The 18,850-nt window shown below is 67.9% G+C and carries 16 protein-coding genes and 1 tRNA gene; 13 read left to right on the top strand and 4 right to left on the bottom strand.

The genetic code is table 11. The annotated features are described in order from the left end of the window. Positions 1-127: 127 nt before the first annotated feature. From fdnG to B841_RS05125, 6 genes are all read left to right on the top strand, one after another. Positions 128-3,415 carry a formate dehydrogenase-N subunit alpha gene (gene fdnG / locus B841_RS05105; RefSeq protein WP_245561064.1) on the top strand — a complete coding sequence of 1,096 codons (3,288 nt, stop codon included), beginning with the start codon at positions 128-130 and terminating at the stop codon, positions 3,413-3,415. Between the two features lie 3 nt (positions 3,416-3,418). Beyond that, on the top strand, positions 3,419-4,408 hold the full coding sequence (locus tag B841_RS05110) for a 4Fe-4S dicluster domain-containing protein (protein ID WP_020934419.1): 990 nt from the start codon (positions 3,419-3,421) through the stop codon (positions 4,406-4,408). Next, the gene (gene nrfD, locus B841_RS05115) at positions 4,405-5,637 is read left to right on the top strand and encodes an NrfD/PsrC family molybdoenzyme membrane anchor subunit (protein ID WP_020934420.1); all 1,233 of its coding nucleotides are present in this window, start codon (positions 4,405-4,407) and stop codon (positions 5,635-5,637) included. The genes B841_RS05110 and nrfD overlap by 4 nt, the downstream gene beginning before the upstream one ends. A gap of 202 nt (positions 5,638-5,839) precedes the next feature. Then, positions 5,840-6,274, top strand: coding sequence for an NAD-dependent epimerase/dehydratase family protein (locus B841_RS14030; protein WP_211215546.1), 435 nt, complete (start codon positions 5,840-5,842; stop codon positions 6,272-6,274). Positions 6,275-6,309: 35 nt separating this feature from the next. Beyond that, positions 6,310-6,930, top strand: a complete 621-nt coding sequence (locus B841_RS14035; RefSeq protein ID WP_404825475.1) for a Rossmann-fold NAD(P)-binding domain-containing protein — start codon at positions 6,310-6,312, stop codon at positions 6,928-6,930. 22 nt (positions 6,931-6,952) lie between these two features. Continuing rightward, on the top strand, positions 6,953-7,912 hold the full coding sequence (locus tag B841_RS05125; protein ID WP_041632103.1) for a glycerate kinase: 960 nt from the start codon (positions 6,953-6,955) through the stop codon (positions 7,910-7,912). On the opposite strand, the gene selD is transcribed toward B841_RS05125, so the two are convergent. Beyond that, positions 7,899-8,897, bottom strand: a complete 999-nt coding sequence (gene selD, locus B841_RS05130; RefSeq protein ID WP_020934422.1) for a selenide, water dikinase SelD — start codon at positions 8,895-8,897, stop codon at positions 7,899-7,901. The two genes, B841_RS05125 and selD, sit on opposite strands and share 14 nt — an antisense overlap. Before the next feature lie 52 nt (positions 8,898-8,949). Here selD and B841_RS05135 point away from each other — a divergent pair. From B841_RS05135 to B841_RS05150, 4 genes are all read left to right on the top strand, one after another. Next, positions 8,950-9,044, top strand: a tRNA-Sec gene (locus B841_RS05135). Positions 9,045-9,066: 22 nt separating this feature from the next. Further along, positions 9,067-10,374 carry an L-seryl-tRNA(Sec) selenium transferase gene (gene selA / locus B841_RS05140; protein ID WP_020934423.1) on the top strand — a complete coding sequence of 436 codons (1,308 nt, stop codon included), beginning with the start codon at positions 9,067-9,069 and terminating at the stop codon, positions 10,372-10,374. A 1-nt stretch (position 10,375) separates the two neighbouring features. Continuing rightward, positions 10,376-12,163 (top strand): selenocysteine-specific translation elongation factor, encoded by a 1,788-nt coding sequence (selB, locus tag B841_RS05145; RefSeq protein WP_020934424.1) that lies wholly within the window; start codon positions 10,376-10,378, stop codon positions 12,161-12,163. Continuing rightward, positions 12,164-12,754: a mismatch-specific DNA-glycosylase gene (locus B841_RS05150; RefSeq protein ID WP_020934425.1), complete on the top strand. Its 591-nt coding sequence runs from the start codon at positions 12,164-12,166 to the stop codon at positions 12,752-12,754. On the opposite strand, the gene B841_RS05155 is transcribed toward B841_RS05150, so the two are convergent. Together B841_RS05155 and B841_RS05160 are read right to left on the bottom strand one after the other, a co-directional pair. Further along, positions 12,708-13,514, bottom strand: coding sequence for a hypothetical protein (locus B841_RS05155; protein ID WP_020934426.1), 807 nt, complete (start codon positions 13,512-13,514; stop codon positions 12,708-12,710). The two genes, B841_RS05150 and B841_RS05155, sit on opposite strands and share 47 nt — an antisense overlap. A gap of 26 nt (positions 13,515-13,540) precedes the next feature. Then, positions 13,541-14,605: a lipoate--protein ligase family protein gene (locus B841_RS05160; RefSeq protein ID WP_020934427.1), complete on the bottom strand. Its 1,065-nt coding sequence runs from the start codon at positions 14,603-14,605 to the stop codon at positions 13,541-13,543. A 111-nt stretch (positions 14,606-14,716) separates the two neighbouring features. Here B841_RS05160 and B841_RS05165 point away from each other — a divergent pair, with 111 nt between their 5' ends. Both B841_RS05165 and zupT read left to right on the top strand, forming a co-directional pair. Beyond that, positions 14,717-16,069, top strand: a complete 1,353-nt coding sequence (locus B841_RS05165) for a hemolysin family protein (protein WP_020934428.1) — start codon at positions 14,717-14,719, stop codon at positions 16,067-16,069. Positions 16,070-16,080: 11 nt separating this feature from the next. Next, on the top strand, positions 16,081-16,887 hold the full coding sequence (gene zupT / locus B841_RS05170) for a zinc transporter ZupT (protein WP_020934429.1): 807 nt from the start codon (positions 16,081-16,083) through the stop codon (positions 16,885-16,887). On the opposite strand, the gene B841_RS05175 is transcribed toward zupT, so the two are convergent. Beyond that, on the bottom strand, positions 16,884-17,888 hold the full coding sequence (locus tag B841_RS05175) for a DUF808 domain-containing protein (protein ID WP_020934430.1): 1,005 nt from the start codon (positions 17,886-17,888) through the stop codon (positions 16,884-16,886). The two genes, zupT and B841_RS05175, sit on opposite strands and share 4 nt — an antisense overlap. 74 nt (positions 17,889-17,962) lie before the next feature. Between B841_RS05175 and B841_RS05180 the strand changes: the two genes are divergently transcribed. After that, the gene (locus B841_RS05180; protein WP_020934431.1) at positions 17,963-18,841 is read left to right on the top strand and encodes a 2-dehydropantoate 2-reductase; all 879 of its coding nucleotides are present in this window, start codon (positions 17,963-17,965) and stop codon (positions 18,839-18,841) included. The last annotated feature ends 9 nt before the right edge of the window (positions 18,842-18,850 follow it).

An 18,850-nucleotide genomic window follows, 5' to 3' on the forward strand; every position in this document is an offset into this window, starting at 1 on the left:
CGTCCCGGCAGAGAATTAGACCACGTTGGTATGTTCTAATTTGCCTCTTGTCGGATAGTGTAATCGCAGTTCAAAGGTAATTTTTATAGGCTGGCTTGTTTTAATCTCCATGACTACTATGAGCTGTATGTCGCGTAAAATAAAGCTGGATTGGCCAGTTCTCCGACAGCTCCGGGCGAGGGATCCGTTCGGGCGAGACGAGAGCACCCAGTCCCGAAAGAGCAAGGAGCTCACTCCGCGAACGGAGGGGGCTGAGGTCTACAAGAGCGTCTGCCCTTACTGTGCGGTTGGTTGCGCTCAAAATGTCTATGTCAAGGACGACAAGGTCGTCCAAATCGAGGGCGATCCGGATTCCCCGATCTCCCGTGGCCGTCTTTGCCCGAAGGGTTCCGCCTCCGAGCAGCTGATCAACTCCGCCGGACGCCAGACCAAGGTCCTCCACCGTGCGCCTTATGCCACCGAGTGGACCGAGCTGGAGCTGGATGAGGCGATCGACATGATCGCCGACCGTGTCCTAGAAGCCCGCGACAAGGGCTGGCAGGACGTCGACGAGGAAGGACGTAAGCTCAACCGCACGATGGGCTTCGCCGGCCTTGGTGGCGCGGTGCTTGACAACGAAGAGAACTACCTCATCAAGAAGTTGTACACCAACCTCGGTGCGGTACAGATCGAAAACGTCGCCCGTATTTGACACTCCGCCACAGTTCCCGGTCTGGGAGCTTCGTTCGGCCGCGGTGGCGCGACCCAGCCGCTGCAGGATATGGCAAATGCCGATTGCATTGTCATTCAAGGGTCAAACATGGCTGAAAACCACCCGGTGGGATTCCAGTGGGTGACGGAAGCCAAGCAACGTGGCGCCAAGGTGATCCACGTCGATCCACGTTTCACGCGTACCTCGGCGGTCTCTGACCGTCACATCCCGATTCGTGCCGGTTCGGACGTCGTCCTGCTCGGTGCGTTGATCAACCACGTCCTGTCCAACGACCTGTACTTCCGCGACTATGTCGTGGCCTTCACTAACGCCGCGACGCTGGTGGACGAGGGCTACCGGGGTCCAGAAGACCTCAACGGGTTGTTCTCGGGGTACAACGAGGAAACCGGAGCCTACGACGACGCGACCTGGCAGTACCAGCGCGCGAAGGACGCTCCGGAGTCAGCTTCCGTGTGGAACTACGAGCGCGACGAGACGCTGGAGGACCCGCAGTCGGTCTTCCAGATCCTCAAGCGCCACTATTCCCGCTATACCCCGGAGATGGTGGAGCAGGCCTGCGGCATCACGCAGGAGGAGTTCGCGTATCTCGCGGACGCGATCGTGGCCAACTCCGGCCGCGAACGCACCACCGTGTTCGCCTACGCGCTCGGCTGGACCCAGCACACGCTGGGCCCCCAGGTGATCCGTGCCTCCGCGGTGCTGCAGCTGTTGCTGGGCAACGTCGGTCGCCCGGGATCGGGCGTCATGGCGCTGCGCGGGCATGCCTCCATCCAGGGCTCCACGGACATCCCGACGCTGTACCACCTGATGCCGGGCTACATCCCGATGCCGGCGGTCAACCACACCAGCATCGACAAGTGGATCGAGGCTTCGGGCACCGTCGAGGCCAAGGGCTTCTGGTCCATGGCGCCGGCGTATAACGTCAGCCTGCTGAAGGCGTACTTCGGTGAGAACGCCACGAAGGACAACGACTACGGCTACGAGTGGCTGCCGCGCATCAACGGCAAACACGGCACGTACCAGACGTCGATGGACATGGCCGACGGCAAGGTCGACGGCTACATGATCTTCGGGCAGAACCCGGCGGTCTCCTCGATCAACGGCAAACTGCACCGCAAAGCCTTCCGCAACCTCAAATGGCTGGTCGTGCGCGACACGACGATCATCGAGTCCGCCAACTTCTGGAAGGAATCGCCGGAGCACGACGCCGGTGAAGTCACCGCCGAAGACATCGGCACCGAGGTCTTCTTCATGCCGGCCGCCTCCCACGTGGAGAAGGACGGAACGTTCACGCAGACCCAGCGCATGCTCCAATACCGGGAGAAGGCCATAGAGCCGCCGGGAGACTCCCAATCCGAGCTGGATTTCTTCTACCAGCTGGGCCGCCGTCTGCGCGAGCGCAAGGCCGGTTCCACCGACCCGCGGGACCAGGCGCTGCTGAACATGACGTGGGACTACGCCACGGGCGACGATCCGGAGATCGCGGACGCCGAGAAGGTGCTGCTCGAGATCAACGGCCAGTACCTCGAAGGCCCGCGCGCCGGTGAGCCGCTGGACAAGTTCGCCGACATGAAGTCCGACGGCTCCACCTCGGGCGGCTGCTGGATCTACTCCGGCGTCATGGCCGGCGGACAGAATCACGCGGCCAACAAAAACCGCGCGAAATTCCCGACGGACCCCGCCCCGGACTGGGGTTGGATCTGGCCGGCGAACCGCCGCGTCCTGTACAACCGCGCCTCTGCGGACCGCGAGGGCAACCCGTGGTCGCAGCGCAAGAAGTACGTGTGGTGGGACGAGGATTCCCAGAAGTGGGTGTCCACCGGTGACGTCGTCGACTTCCCGGCGACCTTGAGCCCGCACTACCGTCCGGAGCCGAGCCTCAAGGGCGTGGCTGCGCTGTCCGGTGATGACGCGTTCATCATGCAGGGCGACGGCAAGGGTTGGTTGTTCGCGCCGGACGCGATCGTCGACGGCCCGTTGCCGACGCACTATGAGGCGCAGGAGTCTAGGGTGGAGAACCCGCTGTACGAGGTGCAGTCTTCCCCGAACCGTGGACTCTTCAGCCGCAGCGACAACCTGCAGACCCCGCCGGCGGGCACGGAAGGCTCGGACGTCTACCCGTTCACCTTCACCACTTACCGCGTCACGGAACAGCACGGCGCCGGCGGCAAGAGCCGCTGGGTGCCGTACCTGGCTGAGCTTCAGCCCGAGCAGTTCGTCGAGGTCTCTCCGGAGCTGGCGAAATTGCGCGGACTGGAAAACGGCGGCTGGGCCACCATCGTGTCGCCGCGTTCCGCCATGGAAGCTCGTGTGCTGGTCACCGAGCGCATGAAGGCGCGCAAGGTCAACGGCAAGGAATTCCACCAGATCGGCATTCCGTTCCACTTCGCCAACTACGGCGACGGCGCCGAGGTCAAGGGCGATTCCGCCAACGACCTGATCGGCGTCACCCTGGAGCCGAACGCCTCGATCCAGCAGGCCAAGGTCACCGCGTGCGACATCATCGCGGGCCGCCGCCCGCGCGGTCCGGAATTGACGACGTTCGTCGAGGAGTACCGCCAGCGCGCCGGCATTGACCTGGAGACCGGCATGGACCGGATCACCAAGCCGGGCGAAGAGGAGCAGGACTTCCAGCCGACGGCCGTGGAGGACGTCGAGAACGCGAACGAGCAAGAGCGACCCGAGAAGCCGCAAGGAGTTTAAATAATGACCATGTTGGAATCGAATTCGATCGGTTACGACCTGGATGAGCGCAAGGCGTTCTTCACGGACACGTCGATCTGCATCGGTTGTAAGGCCTGCGAGGTCGCCTGCAAGGAGTGGAACCGCGTCCCGCAGGACGGCGACTACGAGATGCTCAACTCGTCGTACGACAACACCGGCGACCTGGGTGCGAACACTTGGCGCCACGTGGCGTTCGTCGAGCAGAGCGAAGAGCGCATCGACGCCGCCAAAAAGTCCACCCAGAACCTGGTGGGGCTGGGCATGCCGTCCATCGGCTCACCGGGGAAGGACAAGCCGGTGGACACCACGCCGCCGGACACCCCGGATTTCCGGTGGCTGATGTCATCGGACGTGTGCAAGCACTGCACCAACGCCGGCTGTCTGGACGTATGCCCGACCGGCGCGCTGTTCCGCACCGAGCACGGCACCGTGGTGGTGCAGGATGACGTGTGCAACGGCTGCGGCACGTGTGTCGCGGGTTGCCCGTTCGGCGTCATCGAGCGTCGTGACCAGGGCGGGATCTCCATCCGCGAGTCGCACCACGACAAGGGCGAGGACTTTACCCCGGGCGAAGAAGCGCCGATGAAGAACAAGGGCGTCGCCCAGAAGTGCACCCTGTGCTACGACCGTCTCAAGGTCGGCGACACCCCGGCGTGCGCCCAGGCCTGCCCGACCACGTCCATCAAGTTCGGCACCCGAAACGAAATGCTGCAGGTCGCCCGCGAGCGTCTCGACGAGCTGCACGCCCAGGGCATGACCGAGGCCCGCCTGTACGGCGCCAACGACGAGGACGGCGTGGGCGGCACGGGCTCGATCTTCCTGCTGCTGGACGAGCCGGAGGTTTACGGACTGCCGCCGTACCCGGAGGTGCCGACCCGCGATCTGCCGAACATGTACAAGACCATGTTCAAGGCGGCGGCCGGCATGGCCGGCGCCGTCGCCGCGGCATTCCTGGTGGGGGGACGTAAATGAGGATTCCGAAGATCATCCCGGACATCGTCAACCGGATAACCGGGCGTTGGAGTCCGCCGGCCACCGGCCCGTCGAAGGGTAAGCCGCGGCTGCATCTCGACTACGTCGACGAGCAAAAGAAAGCCGAGCAAGAAGAGGCTCGCGCCGCCGCCGGTAAGGCGGCCGAAGAGTTCGCCGATGAGCAGGCCAAGAAGCGCAAGTATCGCAAGGGCGGCAAGACCGGCGGGCTGGAACAGGCCATGGTGCCGGACGCTGAGTTCAGCTCCTACTACGGTCGGCCCATCGTCAAGGCCCCGCCGTGGGGTTGGCCGATCGGCGTGTACCTCTTCCTTGGCGGCATCGCCGGTGGGTCGTCGCTGATCGCCCTCGGCGCGCAGGTGACGGACAACAAGGAATTGCTGCGTACCACCCGCCTTTCCTCCTTCGTCACCGCCGCCGGGGGTTCGCTAGCCCTGGTCGGCGACCTCGGCCGCCCGGAGCGGGCCTTGAACATGTTCCGTGTGTTCAAGGTCAACTCGCCGATGTCCATGGGCTCGTGGCTGCTGCTGTCGTTTGCCAGCGTGTCCGCGATCCAGGCCGCCTCTGAGGTCGATGAGCTGCTCATCGAGAAGAAGAAGAAGTACACGCTGCCTCTAGGCGGTGTGTTGCGCAAGGTGTTGCGCGGGGCGTCGGCGGCCGGAGCCACCGTCACCGGTGCATTGGGGCCGCTGCTGGCCTCGTACACCGGCGTGCTCTTCGCCGACACGTCGAACCCGGCGTGGAATGGGGCGAAGAACCACCTGCCGTACGTCTTCGTCTCCTCCGGCAGCCTCGCCGCCGGCGGCTTGGCGCTGGTGACGACCTCTCCGGAGAACGCGGGCCCGGCCCGTGCCTTCGCCGTCGGCGGCACCGCCGCTGAGCTGGTCGCCATGAAAGCCATGAAGGACGACATGGATCCGACCATCCGGGAGGTCTACGAGAAGGACGCCCCCGGCAAGCTGTTGAACCTCTCCGAGGTGTGCGTGATCGCCGGCGCCGTCGGCGCCGTGCTGGGGCGCAAGAACCGCGTGGTGTCCGCTCTGTCGGGGCTGTCGCTGCTCACGGGTTCCGCGCTGACCCGTTTCGGCATCCTGCACGCCGGCCACAACTCGGTCAAGGACCCGAAGTACGTGGTGGAGCCGCAGAAGCGTCGGATGGAAAAGGACCGTGCCGAAGGCGTGGTCACGGAGAACATCACGACGTTGAGCTAGTGTCTCTGGCTGAATGAGGCGCCCGTTCCCGGCAGTAGCCGGGGCGGGCGCTTCGTCATTTCCGGGATGCCGGTGGATTCGTGGGGCCGCCACTTATTCTGCAGCTGCAGAAAGTGAGCGCCGCTCGGCGTCTTTTCGGATCGGAGATGGTCTTAAACATCCGGAAGGTTGAAGTTTAAACCAATTGCGGTAGGGTGAAACCATGAACAACTCAGCTGGACTGAACCTGACCCCCATGCCCGAACCCAACGGCGTCGTCCTCGTCGCCGGCGACGGCGGCCTCATCGGCTCCTACGCCGCCCGCACATACCACGAGCTCGGCTGGGAGGTGCACGGCGTCTCCCGCCGCGACCTCGACGTCGAGTGGACCCATCACCGCGCCGACCTGCTCACCGGTGAAGGCCTGCCCACGGACGTCCTGGCGCGCGTGACCCACCTGGTCTTCGGCGCGTACATTGAAAAGCCCACCGACGCCGAACTCATCGAGGTCAACGACGCGCTCCTGCAGAACGCCCTCGACGCACTCCGAGACGCCGGGGCGCCGCTCAAGCACGTCACTCTCTACCAGGGCGGCAAGGCCTACGGCCACCACCTCGGGTTCTTCAACACCCCGGCCAAGGAGACCGACCCCGTCTGATCGCCCCGCACTTCTACTACACGCAGGAAGACCTGCTGAAGGCGAACGCCGAGCAGCGCGGCTTCGCCTGGACCGCCCTGCGCCCGGAGGGCGTGACCGGCTACGCCACCGGCAACCCGATGAACCTGCTCATGGTCATCGGCGTGTACGCGGCGATCAACAAGGAACTCGGCCTGCCCATGCGCTTCCCGGGGACCCGCGCGGCCTACGACGTGTTGTATCAGACCACCGACGCCGAACTGCTCTCGCGCGCGACGGTGTGGGCGGGCTCGGCTGATTCGGCGGCCGGGGAAACGTTCAACGTCACCAACGGCGACGTCTTCCGCTGGTCGCAGCTGTGGCCTGCCTTCGCCAAGCATTTCCGCATGGACTACGCCGAACCGCAACAGATGTCGCTGGCCGAGGCCATGCCCACCCGCCGCGACGTCTGGGAGCGCCTCGTCGAGCGCCACGGGCTGATCGACACCCCCTTTGACGAGCTCGTCGGCTGGGGCGTCGGCGACTTCCTCTTCCATCACGAGGCCGACAACATCACCTCGACGGTGAAGGTCCGCCAGGCCGGTTTCGCCGACGCGTTGGACACACAGTCGCGCCTGCTCGAGCTGTTCGACCAGCTCATCGAGGCGAAGATCCTTCCGCCGCTGACCGAGAAGTAGTCTTCCCGCCATAATGGCGGGCATGCGCATCCTGATCGCCCCGGACAGTTTCAAAGGCACGTTCACCGCCGCAGAGGTCGCCGATCTGATCGCCGAGGGCGTGCGCGGCGCGGGCGGGCGTCCCGTCCACCTCCCGCTCGCCGACGGCGGCGAGGGCGCCCTCGACGTGTTGGCCGGTGCCCTCGGCGCCGAGCTCATCGACGTCGAGACCGTCGATCCATGGCACAGACCTATTGCTGCCCAGCTCGCGCTGGCAGGAGAGACCGCGATCGTGGAGCTGGCCCGAGCCTCCGGGCTGCACCACGGCCCCGGCGACCCGGTGCGTGCCTCGACGTACGGCACCGGCGTGCTCATCGCAGCGGCCATCGACCGCGGAGCCCGTGAGGTGCTCGTCGCCGCAGGCGGCTCCGCCACGACGGACGGTGGGACCGACGCCGTGCGGGCGATCACCGAACGCGGGGGCGTGCGCGGGGCCCGGTTGACGGTGCTGTGCGACGTGACCACAGCCTTCGTCGACGCCGCTACGGTCTTCGGCCCGCAAAAAGGGGCGGGACCGGAGCAGGTGAAACAGTTGACTGAACGCTTAGACGAGCAAGCGGCCAGTTTTCCGCGTGATCCCCGCGGTGTGGCCCGCACAGGGGCGGCCGGCGGTTTTTCCGGCGGGATGTGGGCGCACTTTGACGCAGAATTAGCCGACGGCGCGGCCCGGGTCCTCGACGTCCTCGGCTTCGACGCGCTGCTCACCGACGTGGACGCGGTCGTGGTGGGGGAGGGGCGCCTCGACGGGCAGACGGCGCAGGGCAAGATCATCGACGCCGTGCTCCACCGCGTCCATGGCAGGTTGCCGGTCATCGCGGTCGTGGGCAGCGTGGGAGATGACCTGGGCGCTTACGCCGAACGTTTCGCCGAGATCATCGTCGCCTCCGACGCCGATGCCCTGCGCCGGGCCGGGGGACGGGTCGCGGAATTTACTTCACGGTGACGATTCCCGCGTCACCCGCGGTGGTCTCGCCGATGACGGGGTAGCCGGGGACCTCCCCGATGACCAGCAGTCCGCCGGAGGTTTGGGCGTCGGCAAGCAGGATCAGGGTGTCCTCGTCGACGCCCTCGGCGCGCACGTTCGGGCGCACCCAGTCGAGGTTGCGGCGCGAGCCGCCGGAGACGAAGCCTTCGTCGATGGAGCGCACGGCGGCGTCGAGCTTCGGCACCGCGGCCGCGTCGATCGTCGCGGAAATCCCGGAGGCGCGCAGCATCTTGTACAGATGCCCCAGCAACCCGAAGCCGGTGACGTCGGTGGCGGCCTTGACCCCGGCGTCCTTGGCGGCCTGCGCGGCGTCGCGGTTGAGCGTGGTCATCAGCTCCACGGCCTCGGGGAAATTCTCGCCGGTGGACTTGTGCCGGTTATTGAGGATACCCACGCCGATCGGCTTGGTCAGGGTGATCGGCAGGCCGGCCTCCGCGCGGTCGTTGCGCATCAGCTGGTCGGGGTGGGCCACCCCCGTGGCGGCCATGCCGTAGGTCGGCTCCGGCGAATCGATGGAGTGCCCGCCGGTGACCGAGATGCCCGCCTCGGTGGCGACGTCGAGTCCGCCACGCAGAACTTCGCTCATCAGCTCCGTGGGCAGCACGTCGCGCGGCCAGCCCAGCAGATTGATGGCGGTCACCGGGGTCCCGCCCATGGCGTAGACGTCAGACAGCGCGTTGGCGGCGGCGATGCGGCCCCAGTCGTAGGCGTTGTTGACCACCGGAGTGAAGAAGTCCGCGGTGGAGATCACCGCGATGCCGTCGGCGATACGCACGGCCGCGGCGTCGTCGCCGTCGTCGAGCCCGACGATGACGTTGGGGTCTTGGACACCGGTCAATCCGCGCACGGCGTCTTCGAGCTCGCCGGGCGGAATCTTGCAGGCGCACCCGCCCCCGCTGGCGTAGCTGGTCATTTTGTAGGATTCGAGCAGTTCCGGTGTCATAAGTCCCACCTTAGTGTTTTCGCTCATTTTTTAAAGTGTTAATCTTTCCCGTGGAGGCGTACGTGTCCTGGTGGGCGCCCCGGTCTTCAAAACCGGTGAAGCCGAGTATCTCGGTTTGGCAGGTTCGATTCCTGTCCGTCTCCGCCAATCTTTTCCACCAGGAGGGCCCGTGAACGTCACCGATCCGCGCCGGCGTATCCCGCGCACCGACCAGCTGCTGGCCCTCCCCGAGGTCGTCGACGCGCCCCTGTCCGACAGCGCCGTCCGCAGCATCGTCGCCGAGGCCCAAGCCGCCGCCCGCGCCTTAGAGATCACCCCCGAGGCCGTCGTCGACCGCGTCCGGGCCCGCGTCACCGCCGCCCGCGCGACGTCCATGACGCCGGTGATCAACGCCACCGGCGTGGTCGTGCACACCAACATCGGCCGCGCCCCGCTCTCCCCGGACGCCCAGCGCGCGCTCATCGACGCCGCCGGATACGCCGACGTCGAAATGGATTTGCGCACCGGCCTGCGCTCCACAAACCGCGGCCTGGGGGCGAAGAGCGCCCTGCTCGCCGCCTGCCCCGGCGCGGAGGACGCGCTGGTGGTCAACAACGGCGCCGCCGCCCTGCTGCTGGCGACCACGGCATTGGCGGAGGGCGGCGAGGTGATCATCTCCCGCGGGGAGCTCATCGAGATCGGCGCCGGTTTCCGCTTGCCCGAGCTCATCGAGACCGCGGACGTGCGCTTGCACGAGATCGGGGCGACCAACCGCACCCACCCGGCGGACTACGAGCGCGCCGCCGAGCGGGAGCGGGCCAAGGCGATCTTGAAGGTGCACCCTTCAAATTTCCGCGTCGAGGGGTTCACCGCCGCGGTGGGCACCGCCCGGCTGCGGCCGCTGGCCGACGAGAAAGACCTCGCCCTGATCGTGGATTTGGGCTCCGGGCTGCTCACTCATGATCCCGCGTTGCCGGAGGAGCCGGACGTCGCCGCGGAGATCGCCGCCGGGGCGGACGTGGTCATCGCCTCCGGCGATAAGCTGCTCGGCGGTCCGCAGGCGGGCATCGTGCTGGGCAGATCGTGGGCGATCCAGAAGTTGAAGAAGCACCCGCTGGCCCGGGCGGTGCGCACCGACAAGCTGCGCCTGGCCGCGCTGGAGGCCACGCTCACGGGCCGCGAGGCGCCGGTCAAACAGTACCTGCACGCCGATCCGGCGGAGCTCAAACGCCGCGCTGAGGCGCTCGCGGGATCCGTCGGCGGGGTCGTCGTCGCCCATGACGGCCGGGTCGGCGGGGGCGGGGCGCCCGGCTTCCCGCTGCCCGGTTACGCCGTGGAGCTGGAGGAGCATCTGGCGGCGAGGTTGCGCGCCGGGGATCCGGTGGTGTTGCCGCGGGTGCATCAGGGCACGTGCCTGGTGGATCTGCGATGCGTGCCGCCGGAGTTGGATAAGACGGTCGCCGCGGCCATCGCGCGCGCCGAGAAGGAGCAGTCTTAAAGTGTTTGTCGTCGCCACCGCCGGTCACGTCGACCACGGAAAGTCCACGCTGGTCAAGGCCCTGACGGGCCTGGAGCCGGACCGGTGGGAGGAAGAACGGGTCCGGGGCCTGACCATCGACCTGGGGTTCGTGTGGACCCGACTGCCCTCGGGCCGTGACGTGGCGTTCGTGGACGTGCCGGGGCACGAGAAGTTTCTGGGCAACATGCTCGCCGGCGTCGGCCCGGCGCCGGCGGTGCTGTTCGTCGTCGCCGCCGACGAAGGGTGGCAGGAGCAGTCCGACGACCACCGTGACGCCGTCGACGCTTTTGGCGTCACGGACGCGGTCATCGTGCTCACCCGCGCCGACCGCGCCGATGACGCCCGCAGAGCGGAGACGCAGGCGCAGGTGCGCCGCGAATTGGCGAACACCACGCTGTCCGACGCCCCGCTGGTGACCGTCTCTGCCCGCACGGGCGAAGGCGTCGAGGAGCTCAAGGCCACCCTCGACGAGATGCTCGCGAACGCCCCGCAGCCCGATCCGGAGGCCCGGGTGCGCATGTGGCTGGACCGCGCGTTTTCCATCAAGGGCGCCGGCACCGTCGTCACGGGCACCCTGTCCGCGGGCACGCTCGCCGAAGGCGACGTGCTCTCCCTGGCCACCGCCGACGGGGTGCGCGAGACCGCCGTGCGTTCCCTGCAATCCGAGGAGACCGCGCACCAAAGCCTCGGGCCGGCCACCCGCGTGGCCGTGAACCTGCGCGGGGAATCCGCCGACGACATCGCCCGCGGCGACGTCCTGCTGACCCCCGGCGCCTGGCCGCTGGTCGATCTCGTCGACGTCCGACGCACCACCGGCTCCCCGCTGACAGACGCCCCCAAGGAGGTCGTGGTCCACGTCGGCACCGCCGCCGTGACCGCCACCGCCCGCCCCTTCGGCGAAGACCACCTGCGCCTGACGCTGGGCCGGCCGCTGCCGCTGATCATCGGCGACCGGCTGGTGCTGCGCAAACCAGGCTCGCGCTCCGTGTTCGCGGGCGTGTCCGTCCTGGACCTGGAGCCGCCGCAACTCGGCCGCCGCGGCGACGCGACGCGCCGGGAGGCGACCCTGGCCGGCATGGACGCGGCCGGCGACGTCGTCCACGAAGTCACCCGCCGCGGCGCGATGAAACGCGCGGAGCTGGTGCGCGCCGGCGTCGACGCGCCCGCCGAGCCACCGAAGGGGATCGTCGCCTACCGGGACTGGTGGATCCACGCCCCGCGGCTGATCGCCTGGCGCGACGCGCTGACCGCGGCCGTCGACAAGCACGCCGCCGAGCACCCGCTCGCCCCGGGGCTGACGCGCGGTGCGGCGCTGACCGAATTGAACCTGCCCGGCGACGACTTGTTGGCGCTGGTGATCGTCGCCGCCAAGCTCGAGCAGACCGACGGCGTGCTGCGCCGTCCCGGCGCCGCCGTCGACTTAGGCGCCGCGGAAGAGGGCGTCGCCACGCTGGAGCGACGCCTGCGCGAGACCCCCTTCGAGGCGCCCGAGGCAGACGACCTCGCCGCGCTAGGGCTGGGCGCCAAGCAACTCGCCGCCGCCGAACGTGCCGGCCGGTTGCTGCGCTTAGGCGACGGCATCGTCTTACTTCCCGACGCCGCGGTGAAAGCCAAAGCCCTGCTCGCCTCCTTGGAGCAGCCCTTCACCACCTCGCAGGCGCGTAAGAAGCTCGGCACCACCCGACGCGTGGCCATCCCTCTGCTCGAGCACATGGACGCACGCGGCATGACCCGGCGCCGCGACGGGGCGAACCGCGAGGTGCTGTAGATGGATCTCACCGACTACTACGGCGCGACCGTGCCCGACCTGCTGCCGGAGCCGCTGAAGCTGCTGTTCGTGGGGATCAACCCGTCGCTGATGTCGGCGGCGACGGGCTCGCACTTCGCCCGCAAAGGCAACCGGTTCTGGCCGGCGCTGCACCGCGCCGGGATCACCGAGTGGCTCATCGACGCCTCGGAGGGGTTCCGCCCGGAGGATGAGGCGCACCTGCACGAGCGCGGGGTGGGCATCACCAACATCGTGTCGGCGGCCACGGCGCGCGCCGACGAGTTGACCCAGCAGCAGATCGAGGAGGGCCTGGCCCGGTTGCGTGAGCTCGTGGACAAGCGCCGCCCGGCGGTGGTGGCCATCGTGGGCATCACCGCCTGGCGCCAGGGGACGGGGCGCAAGAAGGCGAGCGTCGGGTGGCAGGACTCGCCGTGGGAGGACGTGGGGGTCTTTCTCGCGCCGAACCCCAGCGGGCTCAACGCGCACTACCAGGTCCCGGACCTGGCGCGCGCCTACGGGGAGGCGGCGCTGCAGGCGGGCGTGATCACGGCCCTGCCACCGGACGAGGACCCCGCGGAGGATCGAGGCTGACCTCGGTGGCGTCGATGAGCGCTTCCCAGTCGGCGCTCAAGTCGATGGGTTGATAGGGCTGCGGCGGGGGCTCCGACAGCGCCGGCAGCGGTTGCGCGGCGTCGATCAGATCCGCCGCGACGTCCACGGCGATGAGGTTGTCGCCGCAGAAGGCCCGGGCGGCCAGCGGGGTGCCGGCCTGCTGGAAGGCGGCGACCTGGCCCGCGAAACCCAACGGCGTCCGCGCCGCCGGCAACACGCCCAGCGGCCGGTTGTCGTAGACGGCCACGACTTCGTCGGCGACGCTGCTCAACGTCACCAGCAGCTGGGCGGGGGAGACCGCCGCGATTTCCTCTGCGCTGACCCCGTCCGCGGTGGAGGTGTCCAGCAGGAGGCCTTCACCCTGGGGCAGCAGCAAGGCGGCCGCGGGCAGGGCGTTGCGGGGCACGGCAAAAGGCGGGGCGGGCAGCAGCACGTCCATGGCCAGCAGCCCGTCGCCGAGGTGGGAGAGCTGGGCGATCGTCGCCGGTTCCATCCCGGAGCGGTGCACCCGCTGCAGCTGCGGGTACTCCTCCCGTGCCTCGGCGTTCAGCTGCCCCAAGGCGCCGTGGCGGGTACGCACGAACCACCCGCCGGTCACCGGGTTCGGGGCGAGCGAGACCTGCAGCAGGTCGGTGCTCGCCGCGTGATTCCAGGCGGGCCCCAGCGCCAGCTCCTCGACCTCGTAGGCGCGGGCCTCGCCCAGCGCGGTGGGCGCCAGGGGGTAGGTGGGTGGCGGCACGTCACACTCCTTGTCGTCTACAGGGGTCAGGGGACCCGGTGCGTCCACTGCTCGGTGGCGAACTTCTCGTCGACGAGCGTACGGGCTCGCTCCAGCTCGTCGTCGGTCAGCTCACCGCGCGCCGCCGGGTAGCGGGAGACAAACGTCTCGATCATCGCCTCGATGAGCTCGGTGCGCGACGCCCCGGTCTGCCGCCGCAGCGGGTCGACGCGCTTTTTCGCGCTGCGCAGGCCTTTCGACGCCAACTTCACCTTACCGGTGCGCAGGACCTCGCTCATTTTGTCGGCGTCGATGTCGTAGCTCATGGTCACGTGGTGCAACACCGCCGCGCCCAGCCGCTTCTGCGCGGCGCCGCCGATCTTGCCGCCGTCGGAGGTGATGTCGTTGATGGGCACGTACCACGCATTGACGCCCTGCCCGCCCAGCGCGGCGAGCACCCACTGGTCCAGGTACTGGTAACTGTCCTCGTACGACAGGCCGCGCACCAGCGACTCGGGCGCGTACAGCGAGTAGGTGATGCAGTTGCCGCCCTCCATGAACATGGCCCCGCCCCCGGAGATGCGGCGCACCACGGTGATGCCGTGCTCGTCGACGCCGTCGGGATGCACTTCGTTGACGTAGGACTGGTAGGAACCGATGACGGCCGCCTTGTCCCCCCACTCCCAAAACCGCAGCGTCGGCCCGCGCCGCCCGGCGGCGACCTCGCGGGTGAGGACCTCGTCGAGGGCCACGTTGAGCGGCGTCGGCAGGGTCGGGGAGTGGATCACGGACCACTCGTGGTCGGTGAAGTCCGTGGCCCCGGTGACGGCGCGGCGGACGGCGACGGCCACGTCGCGGGTGCTGAACCCGTGCAGCTGCAGCCCGTCGAAAGCGCTCAACGCCTGATCCAGCCGGGCGGTCAACGCCGCGGCGTCCTCGGTGACGGCGGCGCCGACCAAGGCCGGGCCGAGGGCTTCGTAGGCGTCGTCGGGTTCCAGGAAGAAATCCCCCGAGATCTGCGACGCGGTGATAGTGTCGTCATCGACCTCGACGTCGGCGACGACGAGCTTTCCGCCGGGGACCTTGATTTCGAAATGGTGGTGGGTGGTCATGTTCTCCGACGTTAGTGCCCGAGCAGGGAACACGGGACAGTCACTCGGCGTTGACACGGGTATGAGCGTTCCCGACCCTGACTTTTCCGGCCTGGCGATCGGCCCCGAACGATGAGCATCGGGGTCAGCCTGCTGCTGGTGCTGCTGTTCGTGCTCGTCGGCGGGGTCTTCGCCGCCACGGAGATGGCGCTGGTCAGCTTGCGCGAATCGCAGATCCGCAAGATGGAACGCGGCGGCACGTCCGCCCGCACCGTCGCCGGACTGGCCCGCGACTCGGGGCGGTTTTTGTCCGCGGTGCAGATCGGAGTCACCTTCGCCGGGTTCTTCTCCTCCGCGTTCGGCGCCTCGACCATCGCCCCGCAGATCGCCCCGTGGTTGACGCGCCTCGGTCTGAGCGAAGCCATGGCCGGCGGGGTGGCTCTGGTCGTCATGACGCTGCTGGTGTCCTACCTGTCGCTGGTGCTCGGCGAGCTGGTGCCCAAACGCATCGCGATGCAGAAGGCCGAGGGCTTCAGCCTGGCCGTCGGCCCGACGCTGAACGTCTTCGCCGCCCTCATGCGCCCGGTCATCTGGCTGATCAACAGTTCCTCGAACGTGATCCTGCGGCTGCTGGGCTTCGACCCCACCGCCCGCACCGAGGAAATGAGCACCGAAGAAGTCCGCGACATTGTCGCCGCCCACGAAGGCTTCGGACAAACCGAACGGGAGATCCTCGACGACGTCTTCGAGGCCGGGCAACGCCTCGTCGGCGAGGTCATGCGCCACCGCTCCGACATGATCGCCTACGAAGCGGACGCCACCATCGCCGAGATTCTCTCCGACCTGCACAAACAGCCGTACTCGCGGTATCCCGTCTACGAGGGCACCGTCGACGCGATCGTCGGCTTCGTGCACGTCCGCGACGTCTTGGGCCGCGCCGCCGACAACGACTACGACGCCCCACTGCGTTCCCTCATGCGCCCGATCGCCCAATTCCCCGGCACCAACCGGCTGCCGCGGGCGTTGTCGCAGATGCGCGCCTCCGGCAACCACATCGCCATCGTCGTCGACGAATACGGCGGCACCGACGGCATGGTCACCCTCGAGGACCTCGTGGAGGAACTGGTCGGCGAAATCTGGGACGAATACGACCGCGACGAACGCAGCGCCGCCTTGGCGCTGCACGAGTCCCGCTCCCTGGAAGCGACGATGAACATCGAGGACTTCGCCGACGCCACCGGCATCGCCCTGCCCGACGGGCCCTACGAGACCGTCGCCGGCTGGCTGCTCACCGAACTGGGCCGCCTGGGCAAAACAGGCGACGTCATCCCGATCCCCGCGGAGTTGACCGCTGACCCCGCCGACGACGGTGACAGCGGAATCCATTACCAAGTCGAGATCAAAGAAGTCGCCGGCAACCGCATCGTGCTCATCGAATTGCGCAAAACCACCGTCGACTGCAAAGACGACGACGCGACCCACTAAACTGGCCGCCTATGTACGATCTCTCGACGATGGCCGTGGCTTTCGCCATGACGCTGGTCGCCGGCCTGGCCACCGGCCTCGGCGGGCTGATCGGCGTGGTCAAACGCGCGCCGGGGGACAGGTTCATGGCCAGCGCCCTCGGTTTATCCGCCGGCGTCATGCTGTACGTCTCTTTCGTGGAGATCCTGCCCAAGGGAGTGGAGGACCTCTCGGAGGCCTGGGGGCAGCGCGCCGGGCCGTGGGCCGCAGTGGCCGCCTTCTTCGGCGGCGTCGCACTCATCGCCGTCATCGACCGGTTCGTGCCGGAGGAGATCAACCCGCATGAACCGTCGACCGTGACGGGGGTGGCGGGCGACGCCCGCAAACGCAAGATGATGAAGGCCGGGGTGCTCACCGCGGTGGCGTTGGCCCTGCACAATTTCCCGGAGGGCTTCGCCACCTTCATCGCCGCGCTCGAAGACCCCATGGTCGCGGTGCCGATTGTCGCGGCCATCGCCATCCACAACATCCCGGAGGGCGTGGCCGTGGCCGTGCCGATCCGGGAGGCCACCGGCTCGCGGGCCAAGGGGTTCTGGTGGGCGACGGCCTCCGGCCTAGCGGAGCCGGCGGGCGCGATCATCGGGTTCGTGATCCTGGCGCCGTTCATCGGGCCGGCGGCGATGGGGCTGTCCTTCGCGGCGGTCGCAGGCATCATGGTGTTCGTCAGCCTCGACGAGTTGCTGCCGACCGCGGAGGCCACGGGCAAGCACCACCACGCCGTCTATGGGTTGATCGCGGGCATGGCGATCATGGCCCTGTCGCTGCTCCTGCTGGGCTAATCGTCCTCGCGCGCGGCGTGCTCGACGAGGCGGCGATTGTCGTCGGCGTCGCGTTCGGCGATCTTCAGGTCGGACTTTTCCGCGGAGTCCCGACCCAGGCGCTGACTGGCGCGGAAGACCTCGATGAAGGCGTAGACGACCAGACCCCAGATCAAGCCGACGACCAGGGAACCGGCGGTGTTGACCAGCCAGCCCAGGACCCCGCCGCCGACGGTGGTCTCCCAGCCGTGGATGGTTTCGTACGGCCAGGACCAGAACAGCTCGTCCATCCCGAGGACGAGGATGTGGCCGCCGACCCAGAGCATGGCGAAGGTGCCCACCACCGCGATGACGTTGAGGATCACCGGCATGGCCTTGACCAGGCCGCGGCCCAGGTTGGGGGCCTGTCCGCGCTTGACCATGCCGAGCCCGATGTCGTCGAGCTTGACTAGGAGCGCGACGGCGCCGTAGACCACCGCGGTGATCAGCACGGCCACGACGATCAGCGTGGCCAACCGCAGCCAGAAACCATAGTCCAGCACGCTGTTGAGCGAGATGACCATGATTTCCGCGGACAGGATGAGGTCGGTGGTGATCGCGCTGCGCACGAGTTTGTCCTCCGCCTCCGGGCCCGTCTCCTTCACCGAGACGTCGTGCTCTCCGTGGCCGGTGAGGGCGCCGACGATTTTATGGGCCCCTTCAAAGGCGAGGTAGGTGCCGCCGAGCATCAGCAGCGGGGTCAATAGCCCGGGCGCCCAGATGGACAGGGCCATGGCGATGGGCAGGATGATGATCAGCTTGTTGATCAACGACCCCTTCGTGATCCGCCAGATCATGGGCAGTTCCCGGGCGGGGCTGGCGCCCTCCAGGTAGCCCGGGGTGACGGCGGCGTCGTCGATGACCACGCCCGCCGATTTCAGGGAGGTTTTGCCTGCCAAGGAGGCGACGTCGTCGACGGTGGCCGCAGCCTTGCGGGCGATCAACGCCACGTCGTCGAGAAGAGCGAGAAGACCACCGGACATGAACGGGCGCCTTTCATACGGGAATCATTGAGGAACCGACATCCTACACCCAGAACCGCAGTAGGATGACGGCCATGAAGATTGCGGTGCTCGGCGTCGGGGCCGTCGGCGGCTGGTTCGGCGGCTCATTGGCGCAGGCCGGCCACGACGTGACTTTCGTGGCCCGCGGCGACACGTTGCGGGTGTTGCGGGACACCGGGTTGACGCTCAACGACGCTTCACCCTTGCCCGTGCGCGCGGTCGTGGAACTCGCAGAAATCGACGACGTCGACGTGGTGCTGCTGGCGGTCAAAGCCACCGGGCACACGCACCTGCGCGAGATGCTCGCGGACTTACCCGCCGGGGCGGTGGTCGCCGTGACCCAAAACTCCGTGGAGGCCCCGCACCTGGTGGCGGAGATCGTCGGGCGGCGGCGGGTGTGGCCGGGCGTCGTGCGCGGCTTCTTCCATCACACCGGGCCCGGGCGCGTCGAATTCCACGGCGGGCCGATCTCGTATTCCTTCGGCGCCTGGGACGGCGACGAGGACCCCACGGCCCGCACCTTCGCCGAGGCGTTGACGGGCGCCGGGATCCAGGCGCACCTGCGCGACGACGTCTTCGTCGACGTCTGGGAAAAGGCCATGTTCGTCACCTGCTTCGGCGCGCTCGGCTCCGCCGCGGGAGCGCCCCTGGGGCACCTGCGCACCCGTCTGCGGGGATCGTTGCGCGGACTCATGGAGGAGGTCGCCGCCGTCGCCCGCGCCACCGGGGTCCCGCTCGCCGAGGACGCCGTGGACCGCACCATGGCGTTCGCCGACCGTATGCCCGCCGGAGCGACGTCCTCCATGCAGCGCGATCTGGCCGCCGGGCGCGACAGTGAGCTGGACGCTCAGGTCGGGGCAATTATGCGGTTGGGCACATACCACGGGGAAGACGTCCGTTTGCATGATCTTCTTTATGGTTTGCTCAGGTAAGGTGTCGCG

Origin of the sequence: Corynebacterium maris DSM 45190, from assembly GCF_000442645.1 — a bacterium.
GTDB classification, from domain to species: domain Bacteria; phylum Actinomycetota; class Actinomycetes; order Mycobacteriales; family Mycobacteriaceae; genus Corynebacterium; species Corynebacterium maris.

Excerpts from the sequence above, each read along its gene's own strand:
- B841_RS05110 (WP_020934419.1), top strand. The coding sequence starts at position 3,419 with ATGACCATGTTGGAATCGAATTCGATCGGTTACGACCTGGATGAGCGC.
- nrfD (WP_020934420.1), top strand. The coding sequence starts at position 4,405 with ATGAGGATTCCGAAGATCATCCCGGACATCGTCAACCGGATAACCGGG.
- B841_RS14030 (WP_211215546.1), top strand. The coding sequence starts at position 5,840 with ATGAACAACTCAGCTGGACTGAACCTGACCCCCATGCCCGAACCCAAC.
- B841_RS05125 (WP_041632103.1), top strand. The coding sequence starts at position 6,953 with ATGCGCATCCTGATCGCCCCGGACAGTTTCAAAGGCACGTTCACCGCC.
- selD (WP_020934422.1), bottom strand. The coding sequence starts at position 8,897 with ATGACACCGGAACTGCTCGAATCCTACAAAATGACCAGCTACGCCAGC.
- B841_RS05150 (WP_020934425.1), top strand. The coding sequence starts at position 12,164 with ATGGATCTCACCGACTACTACGGCGCGACCGTGCCCGACCTGCTGCCG.
- B841_RS05160 (WP_020934427.1), bottom strand. The coding sequence starts at position 14,605 with ATGACCACCCACCACCATTTCGAAATCAAGGTCCCCGGCGGAAAGCTC.
- B841_RS05165 (WP_020934428.1), top strand. The coding sequence starts at position 14,717 with ATGAGCATCGGGGTCAGCCTGCTGCTGGTGCTGCTGTTCGTGCTCGTC.
- zupT (WP_020934429.1), top strand. The coding sequence starts at position 16,081 with ATGTACGATCTCTCGACGATGGCCGTGGCTTTCGCCATGACGCTGGTC.
- B841_RS05175 (WP_020934430.1), bottom strand. The coding sequence starts at position 17,888 with ATGTCCGGTGGTCTTCTCGCTCTTCTCGACGACGTGGCGTTGATCGCC.
- B841_RS05180 (WP_020934431.1), top strand. The coding sequence starts at position 17,963 with ATGAAGATTGCGGTGCTCGGCGTCGGGGCCGTCGGCGGCTGGTTCGGC.